Origin of the sequence: Paenibacillus sp. FSL H8-0283 (assembly GCF_045040675.1) — a bacterium.
Taxonomy (GTDB): Bacteria; Bacillota; Bacilli; order Paenibacillales; family Paenibacillaceae; genus Paenibacillus; species Paenibacillus amylolyticus.
In genome coordinates, this window is the sequence record NZ_CP150295.1 from 2,744,372 (window position 1) to 2,760,119 (window position 15,748).

The following is a 15,748-nucleotide window of genomic DNA, read 5'->3' on the forward strand; positions in this document are numbered from 1 at the left end:
AGGTGGTAGACAGAATGTTAAAAAAACGTGATTTGCAGGAATGCCTTTCACTGTACAGCTTAATGATGGACCCCGCAGTTTCTCCTTACGTTCGTTATCAATGCCAATCGTATGAAGAATATCTATTCCTGACCAAACAATTGATGGTCGAAGAAGAGCAAAAGACAGTGATTTCCCGAACGATTTTGAATGAAACAGGGCAGCCTATTGGAACCATTGATCTATATCATATTGAGCATCAAAGCGGTTTTTTAGCCACTTGGATTGGTTCACCGTTTTTTGGAAACGGGTATAGCCAAAGAGCCAAATCAGCCTTTTTTGTTGAATTGTTTCTGGAACATGGGATTGAAACGGTATTTATGAAGATACGCAAGCAGAATATAAGATCCAGAAAAGCGGTACAAAAACTGCCTTATGTGAAGTTAGCCAATGATGTGTATCCAGATGTATATCAACGGATTAATTTGAATGAACAGATGTATGATCTGTATTATGTTGAACGGTCAGCCTTTTTCGAAAATAGTATGGATCTGCACCAAGTGGTAGCTACGTAACTTATTCAGAGAGCGTCAACAGCGGCGTCAGTGATGACGCCGCTATTTGATATGATGATATAGGAACGGACCGTTAATATAACATGCAGGAATATGGACTAGAGAATCGAAAGACATTAAGTAGATAACCTCATAAAAAGTGGACGGTTAATCAAGGAGGCATGAAATGAATAATATTAACAAGATTTTGGGTGTAGTCCTCATGCTTGGCAGTGTGTTTATTTCAACGATGGACAGAATTTCAATACGAGTCTCTGTCGCTATAGTAGAAGCAGGATATGCGTCAGGAGGGACGAACGTACCCCAGTTTGCTCAGATGAACGAGCATCCAACAGGTTTACTCGTATACTTCATGTTTTTTGTTGGATTCATACTATTGGTGGCGGGATTCCCGGGGAGTTATAAGAAAAATCGTAATCATGGGTATAACAAGGAAGTTTAGCTTGAGGAGGGATGAAAGTGGCCCAACAGGAGGAAGTGTTATCAGGAGGTAATGTGAATCAGGTCGTCAGAATAGGTGAGACGGTTCGCCGGCATGTGAAGCCAAATCCATATGTGGTTGAACTGCTTTTACATCTCGAAAAAGTTGGTTATGATCATGCCCCTCGATTTCTGGGAATAGATGAACAGGGGAGAGAAACGCTCTCTTACCTCGAAGGCATCGTTCCAGGCAATGACTACCCTGATCTAGAAGAGTATATGTGGTCAGACGAATCTTTGATTGAAGTAGCAAAACTGTTGAGAAGTTACCATGATGCGACCATTGGATTTACAACAACATCAGTATCAACGAACAGATATCCAGGCATAACAGAAGATGAAGTTGTATGTCATAACGATTTTGCGCCGTATAATGTGGTGTACAAGGATGGCCGTCCTCAAGGCATTATTGATTTTGATATGGCGGGTCCGGGTCCGCGAATGTGGGATATCGCCTATGTCTTGTATACGTCCGTTCCACTCGCAAATTTCTCACCAGAGATGGACGGAAAGGGTGTAATGCCATACGTCAGCCAGGCACACGGAACTGTTCGAAAAGAACGGATTGCCTTATTCATGGCTACGTACGGGCTGAGTGTTCCAGCAGATTTGAAGGATTGGGTCATATCACGTATCCGTTTCATGTGTAAAACACTGACTGATCGTGCGGCTGATGGAGATGTCGCTTTTATGAAGATGGTCGAAGAGGGGCATCTGGCCCACTATGAGAAAGAAGTCATTTTTCTTGAAAACCATTGGGATGAATGGGTTTGAAATGTAATGCTAATGGACCGCGTGATAGCCTACGGGCTGGACAGCGGTTTTTTTGTTTTCATCTTTCAAATCCCTATAAATTCCTTTCTAATCATTTTCAACAATTGTGATCAACAATACAGCAATATAGTTCAGATTAGATCGAAATAACTGTGATACAATTCATTGTAAAGCGCTATCATTGTAAATTATTAAACTATATTGCTTTTTATATTCTGGGAAGGGAGATCTTACTGATGCTAACCATACACACCCCGACGAATATTGCTTTGCAGGAAAATGAAGTTTATGTGCGATCAGAAGCAGATAATTTTCAGGATGAATGGCCTGTTCATACGCATAATGGGTATGAGATACATTATTTTATTCAAGGAGATGCAACCTTTTTAATCGGTGACCGAATATATAAGCCGCTGCCTGGAGATATGTTTATATTCAGAGGCGGTGTGCCCCACCGAATCAATCCTTCAAGAGAAATGGTGTACAAGCGAAGTTTTGTCAATTTCACGGAATTATTGCTTTTGGACATGCTTGCTGTCAGTCAGTTGGAGAATCTGATGTCCATATTCCGTCATCCCAATGGGTTATTGGTGCATTGGCCTCCGGAGGAGCGTGAGTATATCACAGCTATATTTAAGGGAATCAAGGAGGAGATGGGGGCAGGAAATACAGGGTACAAAACAATGGTCAAATTAAGTCTTACCCAATTGCTACTGCGGATTTACCGGAAAACAACCAGTGAGCAATCCGCCAATCCTATCTTATGTTCTTCCCAGAAGCAAACAAGCGTAAGCCGGGTTCTTCATTATTTAAACCAGAACTACACGGAGAATGTTTCATTGGATGAACTGTCCAAAACGCTCCATTTGAATAAATACTACATTTGTCATTCTTTCAAAGAGACGACGGGATATACCATAAGCAACTATGTTATACGGAAAAGAGTTGCAGAGGCCAAAAAATTGTTGCTGTCTACGGATGCACCGATTTTGTCCATATCTGAGACGCTAGGTTTTAACACACCTGTATATTTTAGCAGGGCCTTTAAACAATATGTGGGTGTATCACCACAGTTATTCCGTAAAAGTGAATTGCTCAACGAAGCCAAAATTCATTAGAACCTTCCAAGGAGATGTTGATATGACAAGAAGAACAACGTTTAAGCTCATCACTAGCATGGTATTGGTCATGTTACTCATCGTATTGACTGCTTGCGGAAATTCAGGTACCAATGCTAATCCAAAACAAACAACCCTGGATTTCCTGTGGTTCTCTGACGGAAAAGAAGGAGAAGTCATCAAGGAAATCATTAAAGATTATGAGCAGACCAATACCAAGGTTAAAATCAACCTGATTGAAGTTGGCTTCAAGGATATCCAAACCAAATTAAAAACAATGTTATCCGGTGGAAAGCCACCTGCCCTGAGCCGGGTCACGGATACCGGATCATTTGCTAATCAGGCGGTTGATCTGACACCTTACGTGGACAATGCGGACCAATTCGAGGATCAATTTATTGACTCACTTAAACCTTATTATGTTATTAATGACAAGCTGGTAGCGGCGCCTATGGATGTTACAGCGAATGGGCTTATTTATAACAAAACCTTATTTGATAAAGCGGGCGTCAAAGTACCGACCTCTCCTGACCAGGTATGGACGTGGGATGAATACACAGCTGCGTTAAAAGAGGTTATGGACAAAGGCGGAGCACGTTATGGCATGGTATGGGATGTCACACCGCATAGATGGTCCACTCTTTTGTATCAGAATGGCGGAAGCATCTTAACAGAGGATGGCACTGTAGCAGCGATTAACAGTGAAGCCGGAATCCGTAGCATGGAGCAGTTCAAGCAGCTTCATCAAGAAGGGATCATGCCCGAATCCGTATGGCTCGGAGGGGAAAATCCGAACAACCTGTTCCGTTCCGGGACGGTGGCTACCCACTGGGCTGGCAACTGGATGATCAGCAATTACAAGGATATCACCGATTTTGAATGGGGAGTCACCTATATGCCAAAAGGAACACAACGTTCTTCAGTACCAGGCGGGAAGTTTCTGATGGCTTTCAAAGGCAGCGGATATGAGCAGGAGGCGGCAGAATTTATTGAATACTTAACGTCCAAAGAAGTAAATTCAAAATATAACCAAGAATCATTGTTTATGAGTCCACGGAAGGACAGCTCTGTATTGAATTATGAATTCGGCAAGGAAATGTTTGAAATTTTCGCGGATGAACTGAAGAACAGTTCGCCTCTTGCAGCTAATGACTGGTCCAGACAGACCATTATATCCAAAATTTCAACGGACCTGAAAAATAATATTGTTGAGGTTTTATCCGATAAGGCAACTCCGCAGGAGGCATTGGATCGAACAGCCAAACTGATTAACGAGGCTATTGGCAGTCAATAAACGTAAAGCGCTTTGGTTAATTCGTATACGGGGGCTTACCGATTCCTGTGAAGCCTCCCTTTCGAATAACGCATAAGGAAGGGGCAAGCAGATGAGTGAAGGACAACGATTAAACAAAAATACGCTGGCAAAACAGAACAGGAAGCTCGTTATTGCTCCTTATCTGTTTATACTACCCAACCTCCTGATCTTTGGAACTTTTATCGTATTTCCTTCTTTATTGGGCCTCTATTATTCCTTCCATGTCTATGATGGATTGAACCCAATGAAGTTTAACGGGCTGGATAATTATATCAAAATTATAGGGGATCGGGAATTTTGGTCGACCATCGGACGAACGGGGATTTATGCAGCGATTGTTGTTCCGCTAATATATGCAGCAGCGTTAGGCATTGCTTTGTTGCTTGCGCGCGAGATTAGAATGCGCGGGTTCTTCAGGGCCGTATTTTACTGGCCGACCATGATTTCTTACATTATTGTAGGATTGACCTGGAAGTGGATTTTCGGAGATTCATTTGGCATCTTGAATCATCTGTTAACCGTGGTTGGTGTGGAACCTGTTGGTTTTTTAACTTCTTCCTTTTGGGCAAATACGGCTGTAATCATCGCGACGGTATGGTCACGTGCAGGCTTTTTCATGGTCATTTTTATCGCGGGTTTGCAGGCTATACCTACGGATTATTATGAGGCTGCCCGCTTGGACGGGGCAACGGGAATAAAGGTGTTTCGATATATTACGCTCCCGTTGTTGAAGCCCACAAGTTTGCTTGTTGTTATGCTGACTCTGATTGACGCGTTCAAAGCATTCCCACTTATGTTTGCGCTTACAGGTGGTGGGCCGGGCAAAGATACCACCTATATTGTTCAATATATTTATGAGATTGGCTTTAACAGACAGGAACTCGGTCTGGCCAGTGCCATGTCGGTGATACTGTTTATCCTTATTGGTGGATTCTCGGCTCTGCAATTCCGTCTATCGAAAGGAGGGGCTACGTAATGGTAATGAAGCCTATGGTCAAAATCTTCATCTACAGTCTGTTAAGTGTTGCCGCAGTGGTGTGGCTCCTGCCTGTCCTGTGGGTCGTGATTTCTTCTCTAAAAACGAATAGCGATCTGTACAGCTTCCCTCCCAAGTTATGGCCGCAGCCAATCACCTTCGAGCATTTCAAGGAGGCATTCAGTAAAGGCGATTTTGGCTTGTATTTTATGAATAGTACGATCGTAACTGTAAGCTCAACGCTGCTACTGTTATTGATTAACTCCATGGCAGGTTTTGCATTGGCGAAATATCGCTTCCGCGGAAGCGCGATCATATTAATTGCTTTTGTCTCAACACTCATGATTCCGATTGAGGTAATTATGATCCCTATATTCAAAGTGCTGAGTGCACTGGGGTTGTATAATAGCCTACTCGCGATTATTATCCCGCCAGCAGCAACCCCAACAGGTGTGTTCCTTATGCGGCAGTATTTGTTGTCCGTACCGGACGAGCTGTTGGAAGCTGCCCGGATGGATGGAGCGGGCGAATGGAAAATTTACTGGAGCATTATTCTTCCGATAGCGAAGCCGATTCTTGCGGTGCTCGCAATCTTCTCCTTCATGTGGAGATGGGATGATTTTGTATGGCCATTAATTGCGATTAGTGATCCATCGAAATATACGATTCAGCTTGCGCTCTCTAATTTTATTGGTGAATACAACGTGGATTGGGGAAGTTTGCTTGCGATGTCCGTCATCACGATGCTTCCGGTACTGATTGTTTTTATGGTTTTCCAGCGGTATTTTGTCAGCGGTATGATTACTTCAGGAATGAAAGGATGAGTTGAATGTCAGATACCACCCGGAGTGGGATGGATACCTTGAATTATAAACCTATGAAATTAGGTCACAATCAGGTCATTAATCATTGGATGATCAGCGGCATATATACAAAGCCTGTTGCCTTTGTTCCAACAACGATGGAGGGAGATATTAATGATTGGCTTATCGATGGTTTTGCCATTCATGAGAATCCATGCAGAAAGGAATTTGTAGAACATAGGAGAACGCAGCCTGTGAAGCGATTTTTTGATCAATGGAGCGAGTTTCCTAGCCCGGGAGACGACTTCGTTGGAGAAGAGAACGGAATGCCTTGGGCACTGTATTCTCCTTGGAATAATCCACGTGTGGAGCAATCAGGATTTTGGTTTGTACCGACACATCTGCGCAGTTACGCGGCGACAAGACTCATTTCTCCGACTGCTCATACCGCCTCTTTGCGGATTAAGACCTATGGCAGTCTGACGTTGTGGGTGAATGGGGAAATGGTAACGGATTTTGCGCCACTCATGCGTAACAAGGAGCAGGAAATCGTAATTAAAGCTGAACTTTTAGCTGGAATTAATGAGATCTATGCCTGCTGGGAGGATCTGGCTGAGCGGGATACCATGTATGCCTTTGCGTTGGAATATCTGGGAGACGAGGAATTGGTGATTTCCCTGCCTATTGCTCCTCATTTGGCTGAGTCTGTAAAATCCGCAGAGCAAGCCCTCGAACAGGCTTATTTTCCTTCGGATCTCTTCAGAGGTGAGCAGATTAAGCTCAAGCTGCCGCTTCCCTTGCCGGATATCGTTAGAGAGGTTGATATTCAGTATGGCAATTTTTTTGACGGTACCGAAAACAAGACGATACACATCGCCGAAAAGGAAACGGACTTGGTCCTGGCACATACGAATCAACTCGGTCATCATTACGTATATTTCACGCTGGCTATTTCAGTTTCAAATGTTGTACTAACCAAGAAGTTTGGCTGCCAATCCTATGATACGAGCTATGATGAGGCAGCTCAGCAAGCTGCGGATATTGAAGCCCGCAAATCCTTGGCTCTGCGATGTATTGCCGAGAAGGGCAGTCCCAATATTCATAAGGCCATTGCCATGCTCAAAACAGGAGGTAATCTGCAAGAAGCGGAGAACATTTTGCTTGAGGGTGTGGAAGGGATTGAGCAACGGAAGGATTGCAGTGACTTCTATCTGGTGGGACTGTTCCGTCTTTGGAGAGATGAGCGAAATAGCGGTCTGTTTAGTGAATCGTTCTGGGATCGGGTGAAAGCAAGTATTCTGGGCTATCGGTATTGGATTGATGAACCTGGCGATGATGTGATGTGGTTCTTCAGTGAGAACCATGCCTTGTTGTTCCATACCAATGAACTGTTAGCCGGACAGCTGTTTGGAGATGAAACGTTCAGCAACAGTGGTGAATCCGGTGAAGTACACCGTCAAAAAGCAGAGCAGAGGCTTGCATTATGGTTTGAGCGCTTTTTGGATGAAGGATTGGCAGAATGGAATTCGAGTGCATACATTCCGATTGATGCGGTTGGGTTGTTGCATATCTATGAATTTGCCCATAATGAACAGCTCAGACAGCAAGCCAAAAAGGCAATGGACCTATTATTCTATTATATTACCGTTCAGATGCATCAAGGAGTCTTGTCCACAACGTTTGGGCGCAGCTATGAGAAGGAACTGCTGGGTGGTTATGCAGCGGGAACCACTTCAATGTGCTGGATCGCTTATGGCGTTGGCAATGTAAACAATTATTCAATAAGCAATGTTGCCTTGAGTTTATCGGATTACAGCCCTCCAGCAGCATATCAGGAGCATCTGTTGCTTGGGGACAATCAGCAGTTGGTGTTCGCTAATCAGCAGGGCAAGGGAGGTTACGCCAAGCTCTATCATTGTCGGACCAGGGAATACTCCTTATCCTCAATCATTCGCTTTCGTCCAGGCAAGCCAGGTTATCAGGAGCATGTCCAGCATTTATCTCTGTCACCTGAGGCGCTGATCTGGGTGAATCATCCGGCAGAAATATACAAGCATGGGGATGGTCGACCTTGCTTCTGGGCTGGGAATGGGATATTGCCCGATGTTGTTCAGCATGAGGGGATCGCTTTGATGATGTTTGATATTCCTGCGGATAACAACTCTGACTGGACACATGCTTATTTTCCTACTCACTCCTTCACGGAATGGGTAAGGCATGAGAACTGGCACTTTGCCCGTTTGGATAAGGGTTATGCAGCTATATATGCGGCCAACGGGACGAGTATGGAGAGCAGCGGGGTGACAAGAAAACGTGAGCTTATTTCACCTGGCTTGCGTAACGCCTGGATTATAAGAGCAGGAAGCGAACAGCAATTCGGGTCATTTGACGCTTTTATCAACCAAGTTCGTTCTGCAAGCCCGCAATTCGATAATCAAGCTTTAACTCTCACTCTAACAGACCCGGTATATGGTCCAATTCAATGGGGAATGAACAAGCCTTTTCTTATTAAAGAAGAGGAAATTATACATGAAGGTTATGGAGTGAAGGGACAACTGAAGTTACTGGACATGTAGCGCTGAATCATTTGCAAGAAACCAAGGGAGTGATAACCAACATGCCGAATCAAATGGTGCTGCAGGAGAGAATAAGCAAGGTATCCCAAGCGATGGAGTCTATGAAAAACACAAGTATCAATGAACAGTTTCCCATCGGACTAATCGACATACATCTATGGGAATGGCCGCAAGGTGTCGGTCTGTATGGCTTGCTTCAACTCCATGAGGCAACGAAAGATCCTAAAGTGCTGGAATTTCTCGAATCATGGTACAATGCAAGGCTGATGGAAGGGTTACCGGAAAAAAATGTGAACACCTGCGCTCCGCTCCTTACTTTGATCTCACTATGCGAGCTGACCGAAAACAGGGAGTACGAACAGGTCTGTGAGGAGTGGAGCAGTTGGATCATGGATGGACTGTTGCGAACCGGAGATGGTGCGTTTCAACATATGATTACGGGAGATGCCAATGATGGTCAAATTCTGATTGATACCCTGTTTATGACGGTGCTATTTTTGGCCAAGGCAGGGGTATACTTCAAGAAACCCGACATGGTGGAAGAAGCCAAACGACAGTTCCTTGTGCATATCAAATATCTATATAACAAGAAAACCGGATTGTTCTATCATGGCTGGGATTTCAATGAAAATCATAACTATGGTGCTGTTCATTGGGGAAGAGGCAATGCATGGTATACGGCGGGAGTTATGGATTTCCTGAATATCATTCCGATCGAAGACGGGTTAAAGGCCTATCTGCTGGATACAGCAACCGCTCAAGTCAGAGCACTGAGCAAGCTTCAAGGTGAGGATGGCATGTGGCACACTGTGCTGGATGATCCAACCTCTTACAAAGAAACCTCGGCAACAGCAGCGATTGGATACGGCATTCTCAAGGGAATCCGGTATGGATACCTGGATGAATCCTATCGCCAGAATGGCTTGAGTGCGCTTGAAGCGGTGTTGAAACAAATTGATGATCACGGAGTTGTACAGCAGGTGTCCTATGGTACTCCTGTGGGGCAGGATGCTCAGTTTTATAAAGATATAGCGATCAGTCCAATGGGTTATGGACAAGCACTTACGTTGTTTATTCTGATTGAGGGCTTGCGGGTCCCAACCGCCGACTAGAATAAGGTGGACTTTGTGTGGAGGATAGGGGATATATTTTCCTGTATCCTCCTTTTTGTTTTAGTAAGCTCGAATCTCGATTAATTGGGCATATCTGCTGCCATTTGTGGCATCAATTATGATTCTCAGAGCCTGAGCTGACACAGGGACATCCAGGGAATGAATAACTTTTCTTTTGTGATTTTCTTGAACACTTGCGACTTGTGTCCATTCGCCAGCAGGAGTCAGTACCTCCACGTGATAATCACGCACCAGCTCAGGCATCACACGGAATGTTGTGTGATGGTGATGTAAATTAACCAGATCCTCGTTTACATCATCATTAAACGTCAAGTGCAACTCAGCCAAGGTTTGTGGCTCTTCCCATGTCAGTTGCACCCATTCAGGATTGCCAGACTGCATCGGCTGCGACATCCACTGTTGCGGCCCACCGTAAGGGCGATGATAACCGTTAATCGTGTTGTCCGCTGAATATGCCGAAGTCTCAGAGAGGGTACGACAGCAGAATGGCTGACGCGCCAACCCCTGCATGGACCATAATACGACAGGCTGATTCGTGGCATGATCCTCCAGATTTTTGGACACGTGGTTTTCTTCTGTTTTGAAGAAGATCAGCACTCCGCTGTGTGCTTCTGTCGAATGGTAGAGTGAGACGGCTTTATTGGAGCGGATGATTATAAAAGCATTCTGCGGTTCTTCCGGTCGCCATTCGAGCGGCAGCTTCACCCACTGCGCATTTCCTGTTGTAACGTTAACAGTCGCCGTAACTTGTAACGAATGCGGGACGTAGTTCTCCTTACGCCCCGTATCCCACAGCTCTACCGTCAGTGCGGTATCGCTGGATGCATCCAGCAGTAGCTCCAGGCCGCTGAGCACTGGATGCACAGGCAGCAACAGGGCGACATCTGTACCCAGCGGGTACGTCTCGCCAGGCTGCTCAAGGGCGATGCCCGTCAGCGTGCTGGAGGCTGTAACCTGTGCACGCCGGGCCAGATCCAGCTCATCGTGGCTGCGCACCCCGATGATGGAAGCGTCCTGCCGCAGCAACGTCTGCTGCAGGACCGCCAGATGCCTCGCGTGTAGCTCGCGCGGCGACACCCCCATGGACGCGCAGAGCGCCGCGCCCGTACCCGCGGCTTCGCCGATGACCGCGCATGTTGCCATGACGCGCGTTGTGCCGAAGGCGACATGTGATGCACTGATGTCGCGCCCGGCCATGAGCATATTCCGCACATTTGCGGAATACAGCGAGCGGAACGGCACGTGATATACGCCATCGGCATGCATATGCTTCGAGCCACTCGCTTCGGCGTACATGCCCTGCGGAGGATGCAGGTCAATGGACCAGCCGCCAAAGGCAACGGCATCCGGGAACTCCCGCTGGCTGATAATATCATTCTGGGTGAGCACATAGTCACCCGTGAAGCGACGGTACTCCCTTTTGCCAGGCAGAGAACCAATCCACTCCAGCGTCATATGATCTGCATCAAACTTGCAGGAGTTCTTGATATAGTCCCAGATCCCGTAGATCACGGACCACAGTTCATCACGGATCAGCTCATTGTCATGAACGGTGTCATGTTCACCGCCCCATTCAATCCACCAATAATGACAACCGGAATCCCCGCTGCGAATGACCCGGCGAATCGGAATGCTGGTCTGTGTAATATCCTTGGCAAAAGAAGGCGGGATATAACGGACAGGCGCACCAGCATCCTTGGTATAAAAGAGGAGTGTACTGCCCAGCGTGATCTGATCAGCCACCTCTGGTGCCCACTCTTCGCCATACTCGCTGCGGGCTTCCCGGCCGAGTGCAAACTTGGCTCCAGCCAGAAAGCCTACCAATCCATCACCCGTACAGTCCAGATAGATCTGACTTTCGATTCGGATTTTGCGCTCAGAACCCATCATCCAGCCAGTGACAGAGGTGATCTTTCGTTCATCCCCATCGCCAGTAGCCTCGACTTCATGTACATCCGTGTTCAGGTACAGGCTGATGTTGGATTCAGCTCGAACGGCTTCCAGAATGATTAAGTCCCAGAGATAGGGATTGCCCTCCGGATTACGATACTGATTCTCTACAAACAATTCCCCCATAATACCCGTTTCCCGGGCATAACGGTTAATCCCGTGGGCGGTGGCACCGCACACCCAGACCCGAACCTCGCTGCTGGAATTGCCGCCAAGCACGGGGCGGTTCTGCACCAGCGCAACCTGTTGCCCCATGCGGGCAGCGGCTATCGCGGCGCATACACCAGCAAGTCCTCCGCCGATGACGGTGATGTCGTATTGTACATGCTCTTGTTTCATATCTGTGACCTCCTTAACTGAAGTTAGATCCACCTTGACTCCAATTACATATCTATAATTTCATCTTAGATTTATATATTCACTTTTTAAATGCACTATACTATCATCAAACATATACTTTATTTCACAGAAAGGGTGGTCAAGTCATGGAGCTGCTTAACCACATCTACTGGAAGCAAAAAGGGGAATTTGCTCTTACGGAAGATATCTATACGACTTGGGTGGCTTTTGCCGTCGAAGAGGGAATATTCCATTATGAGATTGGGGGTCAGATCGGAGAAGCGAGTTTTGGCGATCTGGTGCTGTGCCCCCCGGCGGTTCCTTTTCGGCGGACAGTCATTACCCCGCTGACATTTCACTATTTACAGTTTAGCAGTAGCCTGGAGGAGGAGGAGTTTCTGCCACCAGCCGGAAAATCGCTGATTAATGACACGAAGCGGTTAGCCTCGACGTACGCTTATTTACGCCAGGACAGTGAGGAGAATAAGGGGGAAGTTGCCCGTTGGAAGACACATTTTATGATGGATTTGTGGCAATTGTATCAGGTGGAACGCAGACAGAATCGCTTAAAGGAGCGGAGATTTACCGAAGACGCACGAATGGCTGAAGCGGCAGCGCTGCTGGAGGAGCGGGCGGAAGAGGAGATCAGCCTTCAGGAATTGGCACAGCGACTGGCCTTGAGTCCGGTGCAGTTGACAAGGCGTTTCCGGGAAGCTTTTCAGGAGACGCCATCAGGCTATCTCAAACGGGTCCGTCTGAAAAAAGCGCAGAACCTCTTGGCTGACAGCAGCCTGACCCTTAACCAAATTGCCGAGCGATGCGGATATGAGAACGGTTTTTATCTAAGTAGAGTGTTCTCCAAAACGTTGGGCATAAGTCCATCTGAGTATCGCAGGAGACACAGGGTGTAGGCTGAAAGAAGTAAGCAGAAAGCTTTGAAGACCACTTTAAAGACAACTTTTGAAGCCAGCGGAGCACCAGGTATACACCTTCGTTACGGGTTGCCCAGATTATGGAGGAGCTGGTGCGAATGAGTGCAGAAGCAACGGATACTGCATTTCTAACCGAAATTAGAGGGGAAGTACATTTCAGTTGTAGATCATGGACGATTTATACTATAATTTACCATATGGAGTCCTTATCCGAACGTATGCCCCCCGTATCCGTTTGAATGAGGACTCTGATTTTATAATTAAAACCAAGGAGGTGGATATGGCCTTAGCCTTTGGAATAAGGAATTCATCCTAATATTCGATAAAGGAGAATGGAAGCGATGAGAAAAATGATATTTTTGAAAGCGCTTAAATTTGTTTTGATGATAACTTTGTTAGTTCCTTTGTATTGGGTAGCTCCATCTGTTCATGCGGCAGAAGAGGAGAATACCTTGATTCTGAGTCATGATTTTGAAGATGGCACGGTCCAGAACTGGAGCGGACGCGGTGAAGTAGAAACGCTTCATGCAAGCGCCGTTGCAGCGCGTACTGGAGATTATGGACTGGAGGTGAGCGGGCGTGCTATGACATGGCATGGGCCAGCGCTGGATGTGACAGAACTTTTGGAGGTGGGACAGACGTATGTGTTCACTGGCTGGGTGAAGCTTCCGGCGGGAGCGTCCAACACAAACCTTAATATGTCTTTACAGCGTACCCTGCCAGATACAACACATTATGAAAATTTAACATTCGGTACCGCATCCGCAGGCGGATGGACCAAGCTTACTGCACAGTTTAAAATGCTGGAACCAGCGAATCAGTTATCGGTTTATTTTGAAGTGCCAGACCGTGCCACAGCTTCTTTTTATGTGGATGATTTCCGATTGGAGAAGTTGCCGGATCTCGGACCCATTGTGATCGAAGAAGACATTCCTTCCCTACAGGATGCTTTTGCGGGCAAGTTTCGAATTGGGACGGCCTTCACGAACAATGAACTGCTGACCGAACCGGACAAGCAACTGCTTACGAAGCATTTTGATAGTCTGACACCAGGCAATGTTCTGAAATGGGACAGTACCGAGCCGCAAGAGGGTATGTATAATTTCAGCGGGTCGGATGCCGCAGTCGCTTTTGCAGCAACGAACGGACAAGAGATACGCGGGCATACCCTCGTTTGGCATACACAAACTCCGGATTGGGTATTCCACGATGCCAACGGCAATCTGGTGAGCAAAACGGTGCTGTATGAACGGATGCAGCAGCATATTGAGACGGTAATGGAGCGTTATCAAGGCCAGATCTACGCTTGGGACGTTGTGAATGAAGTCATTGATGCCTCCGAGCCGGATGGCCTGCGGCGCAGTCTGTGGTACCAGATTGCCGGGGAAGAATATATTGAGAAAGCATTTGAATTCGCCCATGCAGCCGACCCGGATGCCAAGTTGTTTATTAATGACTACAATACCCATGAGCCGGCCAAAAGCCAGGCCCTCTACAATCTGATCACTCGCCTTCAAGCCAAGGGTGTGCCTATTGACGGAGTCGGCCATCAAACACACATCAGCCTCTTTTATCCAACCCTTTCGGAAATTGAGAGTTCCATTGTCAAATTTAAGGCGCTGGGCCTCGAAACACATATTACTGAGCTTGATGTAAGTGTATATTCCAATGATTCGCAATCTTATGATATCTTCCCGGAAGAACTGAAGACACAGCAGGCGGCGCTGTACAAGTCCCTGTTCCAGATCTTCCTGAGGCATACGGACACAGTCAAAAATGTTACCCTGTGGGGCAAGGATGATGCCAATACCTGGCTACGAACCTTCCCGGTCGCTCGCAACAACTGGCCGCTGCTTTTCGACGAGCGACTCCAGTCCAAGCCAGCCTATTGGTCCGTATTAGAGACGGTCCAGGTCGAGGCAGTACCAGCCGCTCCCCAGAATCTGACCGCCACTGCGGTTAGCGACAAAAGCATCAATCTAAGCTGGAGTGCATCTGCAAGTGCGACCTCCTATACGGTAAACAGGTCGCTGACAGCAGCCGGACCGTATACATCTGTGGCCGCTGTATCGGGAACAAGCTATAAGGATATGGCGGTATCTGCTGGAACCACCTACTACTATGTGGTGAATGCTGTTAACAGCGTTGGGAAGAGTGTGAACTCCGTTCAAGCTTCCGCAAAGGTCCAGGGTGGAGGGCCGCCAGAGCCTGCTGGCAATCTGACTCTAGCCTATCGTGCAGGGGATACAAATCTGCTCGATAACCAAATGAAACCGCAGTTTGTCATTCACAACAACGGTACCTCCGCAGTTAGCCTGAATGAACTGACAATTCGTTACTGGTATACAGTGGACGGGGAGAAACCACAATCCTTTTTCTGTGATTATGCACAGCTTGGAGGCAGTCAGATCAGCGGCAGCATTGTGAAACTGCCTGCACCTGTTCCTGGAGCGGACCATTATCTGGAACTGAAGTTCGGTACCGGAGCAGGCCTGATCCCGATCGGAGGAACCTCTGGGGAGATACATACCCGGTTGCACAAAGCAGACTGGTCCAATTACAGCGAAGGGGATGATTATTCCTTTAACCCGCTGCAGACCTCTTTTGCCGATTGGACCAAGGTAACTCTTTACCGGAACGGCGAGCTTGTCTGGGGAGTGGAGCCTATATCCTAATTTGCTAAGTCGTTATATCTAGCCTAGCCGGAGATCCCAGATCTCCGGTTTTTTTAATGCAATAGAACAAATCTGTGTATCTCTATCCCTTCCCTGGCAACTGGTATCACATATCCATGCGAA

12 protein-coding genes are annotated in these 15,748 nt (G+C 46.8%); 11 read left to right on the plus strand and 1 reads right to left on the minus strand.

Going from position 1 to position 15,748, the window contains the following annotated elements; all coding sequences use genetic code 11:
• The first annotated feature begins 14 nt into the window (after positions 1-14).
• The 9 genes from MHI52_RS12610 to MHI52_RS12650 all read left to right on the plus strand — a co-directional run bounded on the left by MHI52_RS12610 (position 15) and on the right by MHI52_RS12650 (position 9,708).
• On the plus strand, positions 15-554 hold the full coding sequence (locus MHI52_RS12610; protein WP_076249713.1) for a GNAT family N-acetyltransferase: 540 nt from the start codon (positions 15-17) through the stop codon (positions 552-554).
• A 166-nt stretch (positions 555-720) separates the two neighbouring features.
• A complete protein-coding gene (locus MHI52_RS12615; RefSeq protein WP_076249712.1) occupies positions 721-996 on the plus strand; it encodes a hypothetical protein in 276 nt (91 codons plus the stop codon).
• An 11-nt stretch (positions 997-1,007) separates the two neighbouring features.
• Complete coding sequence (locus MHI52_RS12620; RefSeq protein WP_076249711.1) at positions 1,008-1,808, plus strand: phosphotransferase; 801 nt, start codon at positions 1,008-1,010, stop codon at positions 1,806-1,808.
• A gap of 236 nt (positions 1,809-2,044) precedes the next feature.
• Positions 2,045-2,926 (plus strand): AraC family transcriptional regulator, encoded by an 882-nt coding sequence (locus MHI52_RS12625; RefSeq protein WP_036609061.1) that lies wholly within the window; start codon positions 2,045-2,047, stop codon positions 2,924-2,926.
• 22 nt (positions 2,927-2,948) lie between these two features.
• Entirely contained in the window at positions 2,949-4,220 is a 1,272-nt protein-coding gene (locus tag MHI52_RS12630) for a sugar ABC transporter substrate-binding protein (protein ID WP_340903886.1), read from the plus strand.
• A 91-nt stretch (positions 4,221-4,311) separates the two neighbouring features.
• Positions 4,312-5,217, plus strand: a complete 906-nt coding sequence (locus MHI52_RS12635; RefSeq protein ID WP_074094691.1) for a carbohydrate ABC transporter permease — start codon at positions 4,312-4,314, stop codon at positions 5,215-5,217.
• Positions 5,217-6,041, plus strand: coding sequence for a carbohydrate ABC transporter permease (locus MHI52_RS12640; protein ID WP_036609056.1), 825 nt, complete (start codon positions 5,217-5,219; stop codon positions 6,039-6,041). Before MHI52_RS12635 ends, MHI52_RS12640 begins: the two co-directional genes overlap by 1 nt.
• Positions 6,042-6,094: 53 nt before the next feature.
• Positions 6,095-8,596, plus strand: a complete 2,502-nt coding sequence (locus MHI52_RS12645; RefSeq protein ID WP_405159117.1) for a hypothetical protein — start codon at positions 6,095-6,097, stop codon at positions 8,594-8,596.
• 41 nt (positions 8,597-8,637) lie between these two features.
• The gene (locus tag MHI52_RS12650) at positions 8,638-9,708 is read left to right on the plus strand and encodes a glycoside hydrolase family 105 protein (protein WP_405159118.1); all 1,071 of its coding nucleotides are present in this window, start codon (positions 8,638-8,640) and stop codon (positions 9,706-9,708) included.
• Positions 9,709-9,768: 60 nt separating this feature from the next.
• On the opposite strand, the gene MHI52_RS12655 is transcribed toward MHI52_RS12650, so the two are convergent.
• Positions 9,769-12,018, minus strand: a complete 2,250-nt coding sequence (locus MHI52_RS12655; RefSeq protein ID WP_405159119.1) for an FAD-dependent oxidoreductase — start codon at positions 12,016-12,018, stop codon at positions 9,769-9,771.
• Positions 12,019-12,164: 146 nt separating this feature from the next.
• Here MHI52_RS12655 and MHI52_RS12660 point away from each other — a divergent pair, with 146 nt between their 5' ends.
• Together MHI52_RS12660 and MHI52_RS12665 are read left to right on the plus strand one after the other, a co-directional pair.
• Positions 12,165-12,929: an AraC family transcriptional regulator gene (locus MHI52_RS12660; protein ID WP_036670526.1), complete on the plus strand. Its 765-nt coding sequence runs from the start codon at positions 12,165-12,167 to the stop codon at positions 12,927-12,929.
• A 362-nt stretch (positions 12,930-13,291) separates the two neighbouring features.
• Positions 13,292-15,625: an endo-1,4-beta-xylanase gene (locus tag MHI52_RS12665; protein WP_405159120.1), complete on the plus strand. Its 2,334-nt coding sequence runs from the start codon at positions 13,292-13,294 to the stop codon at positions 15,623-15,625.
• Positions 15,626-15,748 lie beyond the last annotated feature (123 nt).

Bases quoted from the DNA above. Each gene is read 5' to 3' on its own strand.
- MHI52_RS12610 (WP_076249713.1), top strand. From the start codon at position 15: ATGTTAAAAAAACGTGATTTGCAGGAATGCCTTTCACTGTACAGCTTA.
- MHI52_RS12615 (WP_076249712.1), top strand. From the start codon at position 721: ATGAATAATATTAACAAGATTTTGGGTGTAGTCCTCATGCTTGGCAGT.
- MHI52_RS12620 (WP_076249711.1), top strand. From the start codon at position 1,008: ATGAAAGTGGCCCAACAGGAGGAAGTGTTATCAGGAGGTAATGTGAAT.
- MHI52_RS12625 (WP_036609061.1), top strand. From the start codon at position 2,045: ATGCTAACCATACACACCCCGACGAATATTGCTTTGCAGGAAAATGAA.
- MHI52_RS12630 (WP_340903886.1), top strand. From the start codon at position 2,949: ATGACAAGAAGAACAACGTTTAAGCTCATCACTAGCATGGTATTGGTC.
- MHI52_RS12635 (WP_074094691.1), top strand. From the start codon at position 4,312: ATGAGTGAAGGACAACGATTAAACAAAAATACGCTGGCAAAACAGAAC.
- MHI52_RS12640 (WP_036609056.1), top strand. From the start codon at position 5,217: ATGGTAATGAAGCCTATGGTCAAAATCTTCATCTACAGTCTGTTAAGT.
- MHI52_RS12645 (WP_405159117.1), top strand. From the start codon at position 6,095: ATGAAATTAGGTCACAATCAGGTCATTAATCATTGGATGATCAGCGGC.
- MHI52_RS12650 (WP_405159118.1), top strand. From the start codon at position 8,638: ATGCCGAATCAAATGGTGCTGCAGGAGAGAATAAGCAAGGTATCCCAA.
- MHI52_RS12655 (WP_405159119.1), bottom strand. From the start codon at position 12,018: ATGAAACAAGAGCATGTACAATACGACATCACCGTCATCGGCGGAGGA.
- MHI52_RS12660 (WP_036670526.1), top strand. From the start codon at position 12,165: ATGGAGCTGCTTAACCACATCTACTGGAAGCAAAAAGGGGAATTTGCT.
- MHI52_RS12665 (WP_405159120.1), top strand. From the start codon at position 13,292: ATGAGAAAAATGATATTTTTGAAAGCGCTTAAATTTGTTTTGATGATA.